Genomic DNA, 16097 nt, shown 5'->3' with positions numbered 1-16097 from the left:
GGCCCCCTCGGTGTCGTCGTCCCCCATGGGCACCGGCGGGATGGATCGCGCGCGACGCGGCGTTGGAGAGGACAGATCCCGAACGTCTGGAGGAACCGCATGGCCCTGTTCGGCAGCTCGCTGAAGTCCCGCATGGTGACCCGCGAGGAGGCGCTGCCCGGCCGCGACGTCCGCCCGTACCCCGTCCCCACCCACCACGCCGTGCTCGGCACGCCGCTGGAGGGCCCGTGGCCCGAGGGCACCCAGGTGCTCTACGTGGCGATGGGCTGCTTCTGGGGCGCCGAGCGGACGTTCTGGCGCCAGCCGGGCGTGGTGACCACCTCGGTCGGGTACACCGGCGGCTTCACACCCAACCCCTGGTACGAGGAGACCGTGACCGGGCGCACCGGCCACACCGAGGCCGTGATGGTGGCCTACGACCCGGCGCAGACCTCCGCGGAGGCCCTGCTCAAGGTGTTCTGGGAGTCGCACGACCCGTCGCAGGTGAACCGGCAGGGCAACGACGTGGGCACCACCTACCGCTCGGCGGTCTACTGGACCACCGAGGAGCAGCGCGAGGCGGTGGAGCGCACGAAGGCGGCGTTCGAGCCGCAGCTGCGCGCCGCGGGGTTCGGCCCGGTGGCCACGGAGCTGCGGTCGGCGGAGGACGCCGGCCCGTACTACCTCGCCGAGGACTACCACCAGCAGTACCTGCACAAGGTGCCGAACGGCTACTGCGGCCTGGGCGGCACGGGCGTGACCTGCCCGGTGGGCGTCGTCGGCGCCTGACCGCTCTCGCCTCGCCGTGCCACGTCGGGAGTGGCGTGGACGTCCCCGGGCGCGCGGGGCAGGCTGCAGCGCATGAGCGCTGGACGGACGGACCAGCCCGGGCACGACGTCGCGTGGTGGGACGCCAGGCACCGCGACCGCGGCGCCCACGACGACGTCGACCCGTCCGTGCGGGCCGCGTGCCTGCTGCAGCAGCCCGGCACCGCGGTCGACCTGGCGTGCGGCACCGGGCGCCACGCGCGCTGGCTGGCGCGGCGCGGGTGGGACGTGGTGGGCGTCGACTCCTCCCCCGGCGGTCTCGCCGTCGCGGCGAGCGCCGCACGTGACCAGGGCGTGGAGCAGCGGTGCCGCTGGGTGGTCGCCGACGCGCGCACCTGGCGGCCGGAGGCGCCGGTCGCGCTGGTGGTGGTGGCGTTCGTGGCCCTGCCGCTGCTGGTCGAGCGCGCTGCGCAGTGGCTGGCGCCGGGTGGTCGCGTCGTCGTCGTCGGGCACGCCCTGGCCAACGCCGTGCGCGGTGCCGGGGGGCCGAGCGACGAGCGGCTCCTCCACGACGTGACGGCCCTGCGCGACCGTGCGCGCGAGGCGGGGCTGCGGGTGCGCCTCGCGGCGGAGGTGGAGCGTCCGGTGGTCTGGGACGACGACGAGCGCCGGGTCCAGGTGGACGCCGTCCTCGTCGCGGACCGCCGTCCCTGAGGGGCCTCCGCTCCGCGCTCTCCGCGGCACGCGCGGGACGGACGGAGCGTCAGCAGACGTCTAAGGCCCTGCACCTCAACAGGTGCAGGGCCTTCGACGTGCTGCGGGACGCGCGGCGTCGGCGCGGTCGGCGGCGCTGGCGACCCGGGGGCCGCCGCGCGGGCTCAGCGGTTGACCGCGGCCGGCGGGACGGAGGGCAGCATGACGCCCCAGCCGTCGTGGCTGCGGGGGGCCGGGCGGTCGCCGTAGCCGTCGCCGTCGATGACGCGAGCCAGGGCGTACAGCGCACCCAGGGAGAGCAGGGACAGGGTCACGAGGAGCACGAAGACCGTCATGCATCAATGATCGACCAGAATTGGACTGGCGGCACCATGCCAATCCAGGAACAGTGGCCTGAACTGCGCCGATCGAGCCCAGACGCCCTCCGCGGACGTGACCTGGGCCACGTCAGCACCTTCCCGGACCAGGCCAATCGTGGCAGAGTGGCCTGGTGTCGATGACCACCGGACCGATCAGCGTCGTCGGAGCTTCTTCCCCCACGGCCACGTCGGCCGAGCGCCTCGCCGAGCTCATCGGAGCGGGCACCCTGCACCCGCCCATGTACGCCAGCCTCGCCACCGGGATCCAGGGGCTGGTGAGCGACGGGCGCCTGGGCGTGGGCGTGCGCCTGCCCGCCGAGCGCGAGCTCGCGGCAGCCCTCGGCGTCAGCCGCGTCACCGTCTCCGCCGCCTACGGCCGGCTGCGCGAGGCCGGCTGGGCGGACGCGCGCCAGGGCTCCGGCACCTGGACGCAGCTGCCCGCCACCAGCGGTGTCGTAGCCGCGTGGGTGCCCGGAGGTCCGCGCGAGGGCGTGCTCGACCTGTCCTACGCCGCCCCACCCGGACCGCCGGAGGTCACCGACGCCTACGCCCAGGCCCTCACCGAGCTGCCCCGCCACCTCGGCGGCCACGGCTACACCCCGCTGGGGCTGGGCGAGCTGCGGGCGCGGATCGCCGAGCGCTACACCGCCCGTGGGCTGCCCACCACTCCCGAGCAGGTGCTCGTCACGTGCGGCGCCGGCGGTGCCGTCAGCTCAGCGCTGCGCGCCGTCCTCGGTGCGGGCGACCGCCTCGTGGTGGAGCACCCGGTGTGGCCGAACGCCCTCGACGTCGCCCGCGAGCTGCGCGCACGCCTCGTCCCGGTCCCCCGCGACCTCGCGTCCGGCCCCGGCTTCGTCACCGCGGCGCACCGCGCGGCGCGGCAGACCTCGGCGCGGGCGCTCTACGTCGTCCCCGACTTCTCCAACCCCACCGGCGCCACCCTCACCGAGGGCGACCGGCGCTCCCTGATGGTCTCCATGCAGCAACAGGAGGTCACCGTGGTGGCGGACGAGGCCCTCGCCGACCTCGCCCTCGACGGCCAGGAACCGCTCGCGCCGCTGGCCGCCCACGGCCGCCCCGGCGCGGTGCTGAGCGCCGGCTCGATCAGCAAGGCCGTCTGGGCGGGCGTGCGGGTCGGGTGGCTGCGCGCCGAGCCCGACGTCATCGCCCGAGCCGCCGCCGCGGCCTCCCGCGACCACGGGTCGTTCTCCCTGGTCGACCAGCTGGCCGCCTGCGCGCTGCTGGACGGGTACGACGGCATCGCCGCCCGCCGCCGGGTGCAGCTGCGCGCCCAGCGCGACGCCCTGGTCACCGCGCTGCGCGAGCACCTGCCCGGCTGGGAGGTCCCGGTGCCGCCGGGCGGGCAGTCGCTGTGGTGCCACCTGCCGCCGGGGGTGTCGTCGTCCGTCCTGGTCGACACGGCCGAGGAGCTGGGCCTGCGGCTGGCCACCGGCTCCCGCTTCGGCGCCGGGCACGCCTTCGACGACAGGCTCCGCCTGCCCTTCACCGCCCCCGTCGCCGACCTGGAGCGCGCGGTGGAGCTCCTCGTGGAGGCCACCGGCGCCAGCGCCGGACGCTCCCCCGCCGCCCCCCGTCGCCACCTGGTGTGACAGCGGGTCCGCCACCCGGCGCGGTCGCCGCCCCGGCGGCTCTGCTGGTGGTGGCGGGAGGGTGACGACGGCGTTAGCGTCCGCGCCGTGACCACCCCCGGCTCCGCCGACAGCACCGCCTTCGTCGCCGCGGTCCGCGACGCCTACGCCACCACCGGCCCGGCCGTGCAGCTCGGGGCGCTCGTGGTGGACGGCACCGCCCACCCGGACGCGCCTGTCCAGCTGCCGCTGTCGGTGCTCAACCGCCACGGCCTGGTGGCCGGCGCCACCGGCACGGGCAAGACGAAGACGCTGCAGCTGGTCGCGGAGCAGCTCAGTGCCCACGGCGTGCCGACGTTCCTCACCGACGTCAAGGGAGACCTGTCGGGCATCGCCCTGCCCGGCCAGGCGTCCGACCGGGTGACCTCGCGCGCCGCTGACGTCGGCCAGCAGTGGGCGCCCGAGGGCTGCCCCACCGAGCTGCTCGCGCTGGGCGGCATCGGCACGGGGGTGCCCGTGCGCGCGACCATCACGAGCTTCGGCCCGTCGCTGCTGGCGCGGGTGCTGGACCTGTCGGAGGTGCAGTCGTCCTCCCTGGCGCTGGTCTTCCACTGGGCCGACAGGGCCGGTCTGCCGCTGCTCGACCTCGCGGACCTGCGCGCCGTCATCTCCCACCTCGTCTCCCCCGAGGGCAAGGCGGACCTCGAGGGCCTGGGCGGCCTGAGCAAGCAGACCGCCGGGGTGCTGCTGCGCGAGCTGCTGGCCTTCGCCGACGGCGGCGCCGACGCCTTCTTCGGCGAGCCGGAGCTGGACGTCCACGACCTCCTCCGCACGGTGCCCGCCACCGGCGGCGAGCAGCGCGGTGTGGTGTCGTGCCTGGAGCTGCCCGCCGTGCAGGGCCGTCCGGCGCTGTTCTCCACGTTCCTGCTGTGGCTGCTCGCCGAGCTCTTCGAGGAGCTGCCCGAGGTCGGCGACCTCGACAAGCCGGAGCTCGTGTTCTTCTTCGACGAGGCGCACCTGCTCTTCGCCGGCGCCAGCAGGGACTTCGTCGCGCAGGTCGCGCAGACGGTGCGCCTGGTGCGGTCCAAGGGCGTGGGCGTGGTGTTCGTGACGCAGAGCCCCACCGACCTGCCCAGGGAGGTGCTGGCCCAGCTCGGCTCGCGCGTGCAGCACGCCCTGCGCGCCTTCACCCCCGACGACGCGAAGGCCCTGCGCGCCACCGCCTCGACCTACCCGAAGAGCGACCAGTACGACACCGAGACGCTCCTGACCAGCGTCGGCACCGGGGAGGCCGTCGTGACGGTGCTGTCCGAGAACGGCGTGCCGACGCCCGTCGCGTGGACCCGGCTGCGCGCTCCGCAGTCGCTGATGGCACCGGCGCCGGAGGCCGAGCAGCAGCGCATCGTGGCCGCGTCGCCCCTGCAGGCGGAGTACGGCACGCCCGTCGACAGGGACTCCGCCTACGAGCGCCTGGTCCGCAAGACCGCAGCACCGCCGCGCGCCGACCGGGTTGATCGGGCCGGGAAGGCCGCCGACCACGACGACGACGCCCGGCTGCCGTCCGGGGACTCCTGGGACGAGCCTCAGCGCCCGTCGTCGCCGCGCGCCCCGACCCGGAGGAAGGCGGAGCCCGAGGAGCGCTCCGTGGTGGAGCAGGTGCTCGGCTCGTCGGCGTTCCGCAGCTTCGCGCGGTCGGCGGCCTCGAGCCTGGGCCGGGAGATCACCCGGAGCATCTTCGGCGTGCGCCGGCGCTGAGCCGGCGCCACCGGAACCGCAGCCGGGCGCTCGGCTGCGGTTCCCACCCCCTCCTGGACCGCGACCGGGCGCCCGGTCGCGGTCCAGGAGGCGGGCGTCAGCGGCGGCTGGCGAGGAAGGCCAGCAGGTCGGCGCGGGTGACCACGCCGGCGGGCTTGCCGTCCACGGCCACGAGCACCGCGCGGTTGACGCGCAGGGTCTCGCGCAGGTCGGTGATGGGCTCGCCGGCGCCGACCAGCGGCAGCGGCTCGACCATGTGCTTGCTCACCGCGTCGGACAGCGAGGCCGCCCCGGAGAACACGGCCTCCAGCAGGCCCTCCTCCGTGACCGAGCCGGCCACCTCGCCGGCCATGACGGGCGGCTCGGCCCCGACGACCGGCATCTGGGACACCTGGTACTCGCGGAGGATCTCGATGGCGTCGTGGACGGTCTCGGTGGGGTGGGTGTGCACGAGGTCGGGCAGGCGCCCGGACTTGCCGCGCAGCACGTCACCGGCCGTCGCTCCTCCGACGGCGGCGGTGCCGGGCGCGTCGACGTCGAAGCCGTAGGAGCGCATCCACGCGTCGTTGTAGATCTTGCCGAGGTAGCCGCGGCCCGAGTCGGGCAGCAGGACGACGACGACGGCGTCAGCGGGCAGGTCCTTCGCGATGCGCAGCGCGCCCACCACGGCCATGCCGCACGAGCCGCCGACGAGCAGCCCCTCCTCGCGGGCGAGGCGGCGGGTCATGGCGAACGCCTCCGCGTCGGAGACGGCGACCACCTCGTCGGGCACGGACGGGTCGTAGGCGGGGGGCCAGATGTCCTCCCCGACGCCCTCGACGAGGTAGGGGCGTCCCGTCCCCCCGGAGTAGACCGAGCCCTCCGGGTCGACGCCGACCACGCGCACGGGACGGGCGGTGCCGTCGTCGCCGAGGCGGTCGCGGCTGGCGTCCTTGAGGAACCGGCCGGTGCCGGTGATGGTGCCGCCGGTGCCGACGCCCGCCACGAAGTGGGTGAGGCGGCCGTCGGTGTCCTTCCAGATCTCCGGGCCGGTGGAGGCGTAGTGGCTGGCTGGGCCCGCGGGGTTGGAGTACTGGTCGGGCTTCCACCCGCCGGGGGTCTCCGCGGCGATGCGGTCGGAGACGGAGTAGTAGCTCTCGGGGCTGTCGGGGGCCACGGCGGTCGGCGTGACGACCACCTCGGCGCCGTAGGCGCGCAGCACGTCGCGCTTCTCCACGCCCACCTTGTCGGGGCACACGAAGATGCAGCGGTAGCCCTTGCGCTGGGCGACCAGGGCCAGGCCGACGCCGGTGTTGCCGCTGGTCGGCTCGACGATCGTGCCGCCGGGCTGCAGCGCACCGGAGCGCTCCGCCTCCTCGATCATGCGCTCGGCGATGCGGTCCTTCACGGAGCCGCCGGGGTTGAGGTACTCGACCTTCGCCAGCACGGTGGCGGCGATCCCCTCGGTGACGCGGTTCAGCTTGACCAGCGGCGTGCCGCCGATCAGGTCGACGATGCTCTCGGCGTACTGCACGCCCAGCATCCTCCCATCCCGCGCAGGTGGCGAACTGCCCATGATCACCGTGATCACGGGCAGTCGGCCACCCACCGGCGGTCAGAGGGCGCGGCGCAGGGCCTCGAGGCGGGCGGCGGCGCGCTCGAGGGGCGCGTCGTCACCGGCGGCGCTCAGCAGGTCGCGGCCGAGCACGGCCAGCTGGTCGCCCAGGGCGCGCTCGGCGAGGACGGGGACGACGACGGGCGCCCGTCCCTCGGCCGTGGCCGCCGCGTCGGCGAGCTCCTGCAGGACCGGGCGCACCGCGTCCGCCGGGGAGGGGCCGCCGCCGTCCGCGGGCCGGGACAGACGAGTCGGGCCGAGCGCCGCCAGGCGGGTGAGGACCCGCCCGAGCTCGCGCTCGGCCCGTTCGCGCGGTGAGTCGGTCACCGCTCCACTGTGTCAGTGGTGGGGAGTGCTACCCGTCAGTCGCCCGCCATGGAGCGGATGATCGACAGGATGCGCAGCATCTCGATGTACAGCCAGACCAGCGTGACCGTGAGGCCGAACGCGGCGGTCCAGGCGTAGCGCTGCGGGATGCCGTTCTTGACGCCGGTCTCGATGAAGTCGAAGTCGAGCACGAGCGAGAGCGACGCGAGGACCGCGCCCACAGCGCCGACGACCAGACCCAGGGGACCGGACCACAGGCCGAGGCCGGAGCTGAACATCGCGAAGATGAAGTTGATGAGGCAGAAGACGGCGTAGCCGAGCACCGCGCCGATGAGGATCCTGCGGAACTTCGGCGTGGCCCGCACAGCGCCGCTGCGGTACAGCACCAGCATCACGGCGAACACCGCGACGGTGGCGATGACCGCCTGGACCGCGACGCTGCTCCCGCCGAGGTACTGGTTGTCGATGAAGCGGCTGATGCCGCCGATGAACAGGCCCTGCAGGGCGGCGTAGGCCAGGATCAGCACGGGGCTGGGCTCGCGCTTGAACGAGTTGACCAGGCCCAGCACCAGACCGCCGAGCATGCCGACGATCATCAGCAGCGGGTTACCGAGGAAGTAGCTGACGGCGCCGAGCACCACGACGGTGCCCAGCGTCATGCCGGCGCGGACCACGACGTCGTCGTAGGTCATCCGCCCGGTCTCGGCGGGGCCCGCCGACGGCGCCTTGTACATCTCCTCGAGCGTCGGCTGGCCGTACGAGGCGGTGCTCGCGCCACCGCGGGGGGTGGCGTCGAAGCCCGCGTAGCCGCCGCGCTTGAACTGCGGCGCGTTGCGCAGCGCCGGGTTGTTGCTCTCCATGCGCGTCCTTCCGAGGACTCGACACCGGCGGGCGCCGGTCTCGTTGCCTCTGATGGTAATGGATTGGTAAAGAGGCGGCCGTCGCAGACGCGCCCGGACGGGTGTTCACAGCGCACTCACAGCGGCCGGCGTCACGCCGGGGCGGGGGCCGGTCCCGTCGAGCGGCGCACCACGAGGTGCGTCGGCACCACCTGCGGAGGCTGCCCGGGGCCCACGGGGGCGCCGCCGCTGAGCAGCGCGTCCACGGCGAGCGCCCCGGCCCGCTCCGACCTCTCGGCGAGCGTGGTCAGCGGCGGGGAGCACAGGGCGGCGCCGAAGACGTCGTCGAAGCCGACCACGCTGAGCTCGTCCGGCACGGAGGCCCCGCGCTCGGCCAGGCGCGCCAGCACGCCCATGGCGAGGAGGTCGTTGTGGGCGACGACGGCGGTGGGACGCGCGTCCCGGCCTGCCGCCGACCGCAGGCCCAGCACCGCGTCCGCGGCTGCGGCGCCGGCCTCGAAGGTGGGCGAGAAGGGCCCCAGGCGCTCGACCTCCACGCCGTGGCGCCCCGCGGCGACCTGCAGGCCGGTCCACCGGCGGGCCCCCGACCAGGAGCCGGTCGGGCCGCCCAGCACCACCGCGCGGCGGTGCCCGAGGGAGGCGAGGTGGCTGACGATCTGCTCGGCTCCCCCCACGTAGTCGGCCACGACGCCGGGCAGGCCGGTGGTCACCCGGTTGACGAGGACGACGGGGGCGAGGGCGGCGGCACGGCGCAGGGCGTCGTCGTCGAGACGGGACGCCACGAGCACGAACCCGTCCACGGAGCGGTGGAGGCGCTGCACCACGGCCTCCTCGGCGACGGCGCTCTCGCGGCCGTCAGCCAGCACGAGGGTGCGCTGTGAGCTGGCGAGGGCGCGCTCGGCGCCCTTGACGAAGCCCACGAAGAACGGGTTGGCGATGTCGGGGACGACCAGGGCGACCGTGCTGGTGCGCCCGGACTCCAGCGCCTGGGCCAGGGGGTTCGGCGCGTACCCGAGGCGGGCGGCGACCTCCAGCACGTGCGCACGGGTGTGCTGGTTGACCCGTCCTGGGTGGGTGAAGGCCCGCGAGACGGTGGAGGCGGCGACGCCGGCCTCGGCGGCGACGTCGGTGATGGTCGGGCGGCGCGGGCGCTCCACGACGACAGGGTAGGCGGGGCGCGGCAAAGGATGGCAAACGTTTGTCACGCACCTGCCAGCGCTCCTAGCGTCACGGCACCTCGACGACGAGCCGGGCGCCCCCGAGCGCCCACCCCCTGGAGGAGCCGACGATGGCCAGCACCAGCAGCACCCACCCCGCCCCCACCGGGCGCACACCCCGCAAGGCCGCCGTGGCCGCGTGGAGCGGCAGCGCCCTGGAGTACTACGACCTCGCCATCTACGGGACGGCCGCCGCCCTCGTCTTCCCGAAGATCTTCTTCCCGGAGGGCGACGGGCACGCCGCCACGATCGCCTCGCTGGCGACGTTCGGCGTGGCCTACGTGGCGCGGCCGTTCGGCTCCTTCCTCATGGGGCACATCGGTGACCGGCTGGGCCGCAAGACGGTGCTCATCGGCACGCTGCTGCTGATGGGGGTCTCGACGTTCCTCATCGGCGTCCTGCCCACCTACAGCCAGGTGGGGCTGCTGGCTCCTGCGCTCCTGGTCGCGCTGCGGCTGCTGCAGGGCCTGTCAGCCGCTGGTGAGCAAGCCGGTGCGAACAGCATGAGCTTCGAGCACGCACCCGACCGCCGGCGCGGCTTCTTCACCAGCTTCACCCTCAGCGGCACCCAGGCGGGCCAGGTGCTGGCCCCGGCCGTCTTCCTGCCGGTGGCGGCCGTCATGCCCGAGGAGCAGCTGCTCAGCTGGGGCTGGCGGGTGCCGTTCTGGCTCAGCGCCGTGCTGCTCGTCGTCGGCTTCCTCATCCGCCGCTCCCTGGAGGAGACCCCCGAGTTCACGGCGCAGGCCGCCGAGAAGGCCGCCCGCCCGCCGCGCACCCCGCTGGCCGAGCTCTTCCGCGACCACCGCTCCGGCGTGCTGCGCGTCTTCTTCGCCGCCTTCATCGCCATGGTCAACACGACGTTCCAGGTGTTCGCCCTGAACTTCGCCACCTCCGACGACTACGGCATCGGCATCGACCGCAACACCATGCTGTGGCTGGCGATCGTCTCCAACCTCGTGGCCATCGCCACCATCCCGGCCTGGGCGACGCTGTCGGACAGGATCGGGCGCAAGCAGGTCTTCGTCACCGGCGCCCTCGGCAGCGGGGTCCTCACGGCGGCGTTCCTGTGGGCCATCTCCACCGGGAGCGTGACGCTCGTCTTCGTGCTCGGCATCGCCCTGGCCGGAGTCGTCTACTCGATGCCCAACGCGGTGTGGCCCGCCACGTACGCCGAGTACTTCCCCACCTCGGTGCGCCTGTCCGGGATGGCCGTCGGCACCCAGTTCGGCTTCGCCCTGGCCGGGTTCACCCCCAGCATCGCCGGCGCCCTGGTCGGGGGCAGCCCCGAGGGCTGGTGGAAGGTGGCCCTGTTCGCCTTCGGGGCCTGCCTGGTCTCCAGCGTCGCCGTCCTCACCGGCCCGCGGGCCACCCACCTGCTCCCCACCGCCGAGGTGGGCCTGCCGCGCAGCGCTGCGCCCGCCGTCGCCCGCACCACCGCGAGCGCCGCGTGAGCACAGAGCAGCCGCAGCCGGTGGTCCAGCTCGGCCTCGTGGGGCAGGGCATCGGCGCGTCCCTGACCCCGGCGATGCAGGAGCGCGAGGGCCGCTGGAACGGCCTCGACCTGCACTACCGGCTCCTGGACGCCGACGAGCTCGGCGTCGGCCCGGCCGACCTGCCCCAGCTGCTGCTGTGGGCGCGTCGCCTCGGCTACGCGGGGCTGAACGTCACGCACCCCTTCAAGCAGGCCGTGGTGCCGCTGCTCGACGAGGTCTCCGCCGACGCCGCGGACCTGGGCGCGGTCAACACCGTGGTGCTCCGCGACGGGCGCGCGGTGGGCCACAACACCGACTGGTCGGGCTACGCGCGGGCGTTCCGCGCCGGGCTGCCCGACGCGGTGCACGACCGCGCGGTGCTGGTGGGCGCCGGCGGTGCGGGGTCGGCGGTCGGGTACGCGCTGCTGCACGCCGGCTCCGAGCACGTGGCGGTGGTGGACGCCGACCGCGGGCGCGCCGCGGCCTGCGCCGACCGGCTGGCCGCGCGCTTCGGCGCGGACCGCGTCAGCGCCACGACCGACCTGCCCGCTGCGCTGGCGGGAGCGTCCGGCGTGGTCAACGCGACACCGCTCGGCATGCACGGCCACCCCGGCGCCTCGGTGCCGGCGGAGCTGCTGCACGACGGGCTGTGGATCAGCGACGTCGTCTACTTCCCCCTCGAGACCGAGCTGGTCTCCGCGGCGCGCACCCGCGGGTGCCGCGTGCTCCCCGGCGGCGGGATGGCGGTGCACCAGGCGGTGGGCGCCTTCGAGCTGTTCACCGGGCTCGCCGCCGACGCCCACCGGGTCGAGCAGCACTTCCTCGAGCTGACGGGCGCCCGCCGGCCCGCCACCGCCGCCCCCGCCGCCTCCGCGTCCTGACGTCCCGACGACCTGAGAGGAGGAGCCGCCGTGCACCAGGGCATCGCGACCGTCTCGCTGAGCGGGCGCCTCGTCGACAAGCTCCCCGCCATCGCCGCGGCGGGCTTCGACGGGCTGGAGCTGTTCGACAACGACCTCGTCGCCTCGGCGCTCACCCCGCGGGAGGTGGCCGCCCGGTGCGCCGACCTGGGGCTGGGCATCGACCTGTTCCAGCCCGTGCGCGACGTCGAGGGCGTGGCGCCGGACCGCTTCGGCGCGGTGGAGCACCGCTTCCGCGTGAAGCTGGGCGTCATGGCCGAGCTGGGCGCCACGACGGTGCTGTGCTGCTCCAACGCGCTGCCCGACGCCGTCGACGACGTCGACCTGTCGGCCGAGCAGCTCCACCGCCTGGGCGACCTGGCCGCCGAGGCGGGGGTGGTCATCGCCTACGAGGCGCTGGCCTGGGGACGCCACGTGCACCGGGTGGGGCAGGCGTGGGAGGTGGTCCGGCGGGCCGACCACCCGGCGGTGACCCTCGCCGTCGACACCTTCCACCTGCTCTCGCGCGGCGACGGGCCGCAGGCCCTGGCCGGGGTGCCCGGAGACCGGATCGGCTTCCTGCAGGTGGCCGACGCCCCGGTACTGGAGATGGGTCTGCTCGAGTGGAGCCGCCACCACCGGTGCTTCCCCGGGCAGGGCGCGCTCGACGTGGCCGGGGTGGTCGCGGCGGTCCTGGAGGCCGGCTACCGCGGGCCGCTGTCGCTGGAGGTGTTCAGCGACCTCGTCCGGGAGGCCGCACCCGCCGTCACCGCGCGGGACGCCAAGCGCTCCCTGGTCTTCCTGGAGGACCAGCTGGCCACCCGGCTGCCGGCCGGCTCCCCCGCACGGGAGGTGGTGACGGCCTCTCCCCCGGCGGCCGCCCGCGTCGACCCCGCCTTCGTGGAGCTGGCCGCCAGCCCCGGCGCGGACGTCGAGAGGCTCCTGGAGGCCCTGGGGTTCGTCGCCGCCGGCCGCCACCGCTCCAGGCCGGTGGCCCTGTGGCGCAACGGCGGCGCCCACGTGGTCGTCTCCGAGGCTCCCGCCGAGGCGATGGCCACCGGCGGCGCGACCGCGCTCGGGGTGGTCGCTCCCCCGGTGGCCGACGTCGCCGCGCGCGCCGCCGCACTGCTGTGGCCCGCCGTCGACGTCGTGAGGTCCCGCGGCGAGGCCGTGCTCCCGGGCCTGGCCACGCCCTCCGGCCTGCACGTCCTGCTGTCCGCCGAGCCCGGCCAGGCCGACCACTGGCGCGGCGACTTCGCGGCGCTGCCCCCCGGCGCGACCGGAGGGCTGGAGGCCGGCGGCGCCGCGGGGGCGGGCTGGGTGGGCCTGGACCACGTGGCGGTCGCCGTGCCGCCGGACCTGCTGGCGCAGGAGGTGTCGTTCCACCGCACGCTGCTGGGGCTGGAGCCGGGGCCGGTGGAGGAGTTCGTGGAGCCGCACGGACGGCTGCGCTCCCGGGCGCTGCGACCGGCCAGCGGAGGCCTGCGGCTGGTGCTCAACGCGCCGGAGACGGCCGCGGGAGCCCCGCGGCGGCGCGGCGTGACGCAGCTGGCGTACGCCGTCACCGACGTCCGCGCCGAGGCGGTGCGGCTGCGGGAGGCGGGGGTGCCGCTCATGCCCGTGCCCGACAACTACTACGTCGACCTCGGCGCCCGGTTCTCGCTGCCGGACGAGGCGCTGGCAGACCTGCGGGCCCACGGGCTGCTCTACGACCGCGACACCGACGGGGGCGAGCTGGTGCACCTGTACACCGCGGTGCTGTCCACGGGCTTCCACGTGGAGCTGCTGGAGCGGCGCGGCGGCTACGCGGGGTACGGCGGCGCCTCCACGCACGTGCGCCTGGCCGCCCAGGCCTGACGGTGGTGCCCCCGGCGGGGTTCGAACCCGCACTGAGGCGCTTTTAAGGCGCCTGCCTCTGCCGGTTGGGCTACGGGGGCCGGCCCACGACGGCTCAGGTCGAAGGCTCAGGACGACGACGACGGCGGAGCCGGTGCGCGTGCACCGGCTCCGCCGTCGTCGTCAGGTCCTCAGCTCTTGCTGGGGGCCGGGTCACCCACGGGGCGCGGCGCCGGCGGCTTGGCGCCGGCCGCCACGAACTCCTCGCGCGGACGGGCCTGGCGGCCGATGGCCACCAGGTCGCGCGTCACGCCCATGCCGGAGGCCGCCCACCCGAGGGCGATGCGGATCTTCCGGTCGAGCGTCGGCATCGCGTACAGGTGGTAGCCGCGGTGCATCAGCCACGCCGGGAAGCCCTTGACCTTCAGGCCGAAGGTGTTGGCGACGCCCTTGCCGATGCCGAACGAGGCGACCGTGCCGATGTACTTGTGGCGGTACTCGGTCAGGCCCTCGCCGCGCAGGGTGGCGACGATGTTGGCCGCCAGCACCTTGGACTCGCGCACGGCGTGCTGGGCGTTGGGCGGGCAGAACTGGCCCGGCTCCTTGGTGAGGTCGGGCACGGCGCACGCGTCGCCGGCGCCCCAGGCGCCCTCGACCACGCCGTCCTCGCCGGTGACGCGCAGGTCGGCGCGCACGGTGAGGCGGCCCAGCTTGTCCAGCGGCAGGCCCGTGCTGGCCAGCACGGGGTTGGACTTGATGCCGGCGGTCCACACGACCGTGTCGGTGTCGAACTCGGTGCCGTCCGAGAGCACGGCGTGGCCGCCCTCGATGGACTTCAGCTGGGTGTCGAGGCGGATGTCGATGCCGCGCTCGCGCAGCTGGTGCAGCGACCACAGGCCCATCTCGGGGCCGACCTCGGGGAGGATGCGGCCGAGGGCCTCGACGACGACGAAGTTGATCTCGTCCTGGGAGATGCCGGAGTGGTTCTTCACCGAGGCGCGGACGAGGTCCTCCAGCTCGGCCATCGCCTCGATGCCGGCGTAGCCGCCGCCGACGAAGACGAAGGTGAGGGCGCGCTTCTTGGCAGCCGGGTCGGTCATGACGGCGGCGGCGTCGAGGCGGTCGAGGATGTGGTCGCGGCAGGCCGTGGCCTCCTCGACGGACTTGAAGCCGATCGCCTGCTCCATGAGGCCCGGGATCGGGAAGACGCGCGAGACGGCACCGAGGCCCACGACCACCTGGTCGTAGGAGATCTCGACCTGCTCGCCCTCCTGGGGCTGCACGAAGGCGACCTTGCGGGCCGGGTCCATGCCGGTCACCGTGCCGGTGACGACGTCGGCGCCCTTGAGCGCCTGGCGCAGGGAGACGACGACGTGGCGCGCCTCGATCGAGCCGCCGGCCACCTCGGGCAGGAACGGCGCGTAGGTCATGTAGGGGCGCGGGTCGACGACGACGACCTGGGCCTCTCCAGCCTTGAGCTGCTTGAGCAGGTGGCGCGCCGTGAGGAGGCCCACGAAGCCGCCGCCGAGCAGCAGGATCCGGGGGCGTCCAGCCGCGGCGGGCACGGGGGACTCCAGGGAAGCGGGGGCGGTCATACCGGAAATCTACGGTTCGCCGGGGCACGACGTGTAGCGGGGCCACCAGACTCCACCGTCAGGAGGCACCCGCAGGGGTGAGGGGGAGATCATCGCCTCCAGTCGGGTCGCGTGCGACCCGAAGCACCCGCAGGGAGCGCCCCGTCATCCGGTCGGCGCAGGTCCGCGGTCACCCGGTCGGCCCAGCGGCTGACCAGCGGTGCCCAGGCCGGCGAGGGCGGCCGCCAGGCCGAGCGCGTCGTCGAGCATCGCCTCCGTGAGACGGCCCGTCGAGGTGTTCTGCTGGCTGACGTGGTAGCTCCCCACCAGGTGCACCGCACCGCCGGGGCGCCGGCCGCGCTCGTCGTCGTCCTCCTCCGGGAGGGCCAGGACGGCGCGGGCGCCGTGCCCGAAGCGGGGCGCCGGCCGCGGGACCGCCCACCCGAGGCGGCGGGCGCACGCCAGCGAGGCGTCCCAGGCGATGCCGCCCAGGGCCAGGAGCACGCGCGGGCGGACCAGCTGCACCTCGCGGTCGAGCCACGGCGCGCAGGCGGCGCGCTCGTCGGGGGTGGGGAGGTTGTCGGGCGGGGCGCAGCGCACGCCCGCGGCGATGCGGACGCCGGTGAGGTGCTGGCCGTCACCGGCGTGGTCGCTGCGCTCCTGCGCCGCGAGGCCGGCGCGGTGGAGGGCGGCGAAGATCCAGTCACCGGACCTGTCGCCGGTGAAGACGCGGCCCGTGCGGTTGCCGCCGTGGGCGGCGGGCGCGAGGCCCACCACGAGCAGCGGCGCGTGCGGGTCACCCCAGCCCGGGACCGGGCGGCCCCAGTAGGGCTGGTCGCGGTAGGCGCGCCGGCCGGTGGCGGCGACCTCCTCGCGCCAGGCCACCAGGCGGGGGCAGGCGCGGCAGACCGAGACCCGGGCGTCGAGCTGCGCGGTGGTGCGCGCCGACGCGGCTGCGCGCGCCACACCGGCCGGCGTGCGCGTCACACGGGTGCCGGGAGCGGCCGGGTCCTCGGGCCAGCCGGTGCCCGGGGCCACCGGCGAGGTCGCCGGACGCCCGGTCAGCGGGTGCGGGAGGAGCTCCGGGCGCTGCGGTGGCACCGCCCCAGTGTGGGCGCGGGGCGGCCGGACGGCGGCCCGGCGCCTGCCGGACC

The 16097-nt window shown here is 75.3% G+C and carries 14 protein-coding genes and 1 tRNA gene; 7 read left to right on the top strand and 8 right to left on the bottom strand.

Translation table 11 applies throughout. The features are described 5' to 3' along the window. Positions 1–99 precede the first annotated feature (99 nt). Together msrA and FMM08_RS10140 are read left to right on the top strand one after the other, a co-directional pair. On the top strand, positions 100–768 hold the full coding sequence (msrA, locus tag FMM08_RS10145) for a peptide-methionine (S)-S-oxide reductase MsrA (protein ID WP_222710622.1): 669 nt from the start codon (positions 100–102) through the stop codon (positions 766–768). A gap of 72 nt (positions 769–840) precedes the next feature. After that, entirely contained in the window at positions 841–1461 is a 621-nt protein-coding gene (locus tag FMM08_RS10140) for a class I SAM-dependent methyltransferase (RefSeq protein WP_147926237.1), read from the top strand. A gap of 164 nt (positions 1462–1625) precedes the next feature. Here the strand turns inward: FMM08_RS10140 and FMM08_RS23000 are convergent, their stop codons facing one another. Then, positions 1626–1796 (bottom strand): hypothetical protein, encoded by a 171-nt coding sequence (locus FMM08_RS23000; protein WP_187279673.1) that lies wholly within the window; start codon positions 1794–1796, stop codon positions 1626–1628. 161 nt (positions 1797–1957) lie between these two features. On the opposite strand from FMM08_RS23000, the gene yczR reads away from it, so the two are divergent. Together yczR and FMM08_RS10130 are read left to right on the top strand one after the other, a co-directional pair. Next, positions 1958–3430: a MocR-like transcription factor YczR gene (yczR, locus tag FMM08_RS10135; protein ID WP_147926236.1), complete on the top strand. Its 1473-nt coding sequence runs from the start codon at positions 1958–1960 to the stop codon at positions 3428–3430. A gap of 87 nt (positions 3431–3517) precedes the next feature. Next, a complete protein-coding gene (locus tag FMM08_RS10130) occupies positions 3518–5164 on the top strand; it encodes a helicase HerA-like domain-containing protein (RefSeq protein ID WP_147926235.1) in 1647 nt (548 codons plus the stop codon). Between the two features lie 97 nt (positions 5165–5261). Here FMM08_RS10130 and FMM08_RS10125 read toward each other — a convergent pair whose 3' ends face one another. The 4 genes from FMM08_RS10125 to FMM08_RS10110 all read right to left on the bottom strand — a co-directional run bounded on the left by FMM08_RS10125 (position 5262) and on the right by FMM08_RS10110 (position 9102). Beyond that, positions 5262–6686 (bottom strand): cystathionine beta-synthase, encoded by a 1425-nt coding sequence (locus FMM08_RS10125; RefSeq protein ID WP_222710621.1) that lies wholly within the window; start codon positions 6684–6686, stop codon positions 5262–5264. 72 nt (positions 6687–6758) lie between these two features. After that, a complete protein-coding gene (locus FMM08_RS10120; protein ID WP_147926234.1) occupies positions 6759–7085 on the bottom strand; it encodes a hypothetical protein in 327 nt (108 codons plus the stop codon). A gap of 35 nt (positions 7086–7120) precedes the next feature. Next, positions 7121–7945, bottom strand: a complete 825-nt coding sequence (locus FMM08_RS10115; RefSeq protein ID WP_147926233.1) for a Bax inhibitor-1/YccA family protein — start codon at positions 7943–7945, stop codon at positions 7121–7123. 131 nt (positions 7946–8076) lie between these two features. Next, complete coding sequence (locus FMM08_RS10110; RefSeq protein WP_147926232.1) at positions 8077–9102, bottom strand: LacI family DNA-binding transcriptional regulator; 1026 nt, start codon at positions 9100–9102, stop codon at positions 8077–8079. A gap of 131 nt (positions 9103–9233) precedes the next feature. On the opposite strand from FMM08_RS10110, the gene FMM08_RS10105 reads away from it, so the two are divergent. The 3 genes from FMM08_RS10105 to FMM08_RS10095 are packed head-to-tail and all read left to right on the top strand — an operon-like array spanning position 9234 to position 13390. Then, the gene (locus FMM08_RS10105) at positions 9234–10613 is read left to right on the top strand and encodes an MFS transporter (RefSeq protein ID WP_147926231.1); all 1380 of its coding nucleotides are present in this window, start codon (positions 9234–9236) and stop codon (positions 10611–10613) included. Further along, on the top strand, positions 10610–11515 hold the full coding sequence (locus tag FMM08_RS10100) for a shikimate dehydrogenase (RefSeq protein ID WP_147926230.1): 906 nt from the start codon (positions 10610–10612) through the stop codon (positions 11513–11515). The genes FMM08_RS10105 and FMM08_RS10100 overlap by 4 nt, the downstream gene beginning before the upstream one ends. Before the next feature lie 30 nt (positions 11516–11545). Further along, positions 11546–13390 carry a sugar phosphate isomerase/epimerase and 4-hydroxyphenylpyruvate domain-containing protein gene (locus FMM08_RS10095; RefSeq protein ID WP_147926229.1) on the top strand — a complete coding sequence of 615 codons (1845 nt, stop codon included), beginning with the start codon at positions 11546–11548 and terminating at the stop codon, positions 13388–13390. Between the two features lie 3 nt (positions 13391–13393). Here FMM08_RS10095 and FMM08_RS10090 read toward each other — a convergent pair. From FMM08_RS10090 to FMM08_RS10080, 3 genes are all read right to left on the bottom strand, one after another. After that, positions 13394–13470 (bottom strand) — tRNA-Leu (locus FMM08_RS10090). 90 nt (positions 13471–13560) lie between these two features. Next, the gene (locus FMM08_RS10085) at positions 13561–14964 is read right to left on the bottom strand and encodes an NAD(P)/FAD-dependent oxidoreductase (protein WP_147926228.1); all 1404 of its coding nucleotides are present in this window, start codon (positions 14962–14964) and stop codon (positions 13561–13563) included. 144 nt (positions 14965–15108) lie between these two features. Then, complete coding sequence (locus FMM08_RS10080; protein ID WP_147926227.1) at positions 15109–16044, bottom strand: uracil-DNA glycosylase; 936 nt, start codon at positions 16042–16044, stop codon at positions 15109–15111. Positions 16045–16097: the final 53 nt, after the last annotated feature.

Origin of the sequence: Quadrisphaera setariae, from assembly GCF_008041935.1 — a bacterium.
In the GTDB taxonomy this organism is placed as follows: Bacteria; Actinomycetota; Actinomycetes; order Actinomycetales; family Quadrisphaeraceae; genus Quadrisphaera; species Quadrisphaera setariae.
This window is presented reverse-complemented; position numbering and strand designations above follow the sequence as displayed.

Bases quoted from the DNA above. Each gene is read 5' to 3' on its own strand.
- msrA (WP_222710622.1), top strand. From the start codon at position 100: ATGGCCCTGTTCGGCAGCTCGCTGAAGTCCCGCATGGTGACCCGCGAG.
- FMM08_RS10140 (WP_147926237.1), top strand. From the start codon at position 841: ATGAGCGCTGGACGGACGGACCAGCCCGGGCACGACGTCGCGTGGTGG.
- FMM08_RS23000 (WP_187279673.1), bottom strand. From the start codon at position 1,796: ATGACGGTCTTCGTGCTCCTCGTGACCCTGTCCCTGCTCTCCCTGGGT.
- yczR (WP_147926236.1), top strand. From the start codon at position 1,958: ATGACCACCGGACCGATCAGCGTCGTCGGAGCTTCTTCCCCCACGGCC.
- FMM08_RS10125 (WP_222710621.1), bottom strand. From the start codon at position 6,686: ATGCTGGGCGTGCAGTACGCCGAGAGCATCGTCGACCTGATCGGCGGC.
- FMM08_RS10115 (WP_147926233.1), bottom strand. From the start codon at position 7,945: ATGGAGAGCAACAACCCGGCGCTGCGCAACGCGCCGCAGTTCAAGCGC.
- FMM08_RS10105 (WP_147926231.1), top strand. From the start codon at position 9,234: ATGGCCAGCACCAGCAGCACCCACCCCGCCCCCACCGGGCGCACACCC.
- FMM08_RS10085 (WP_147926228.1), bottom strand. From the start codon at position 14,964: ATGACCGCCCCCGCTTCCCTGGAGTCCCCCGTGCCCGCCGCGGCTGGA.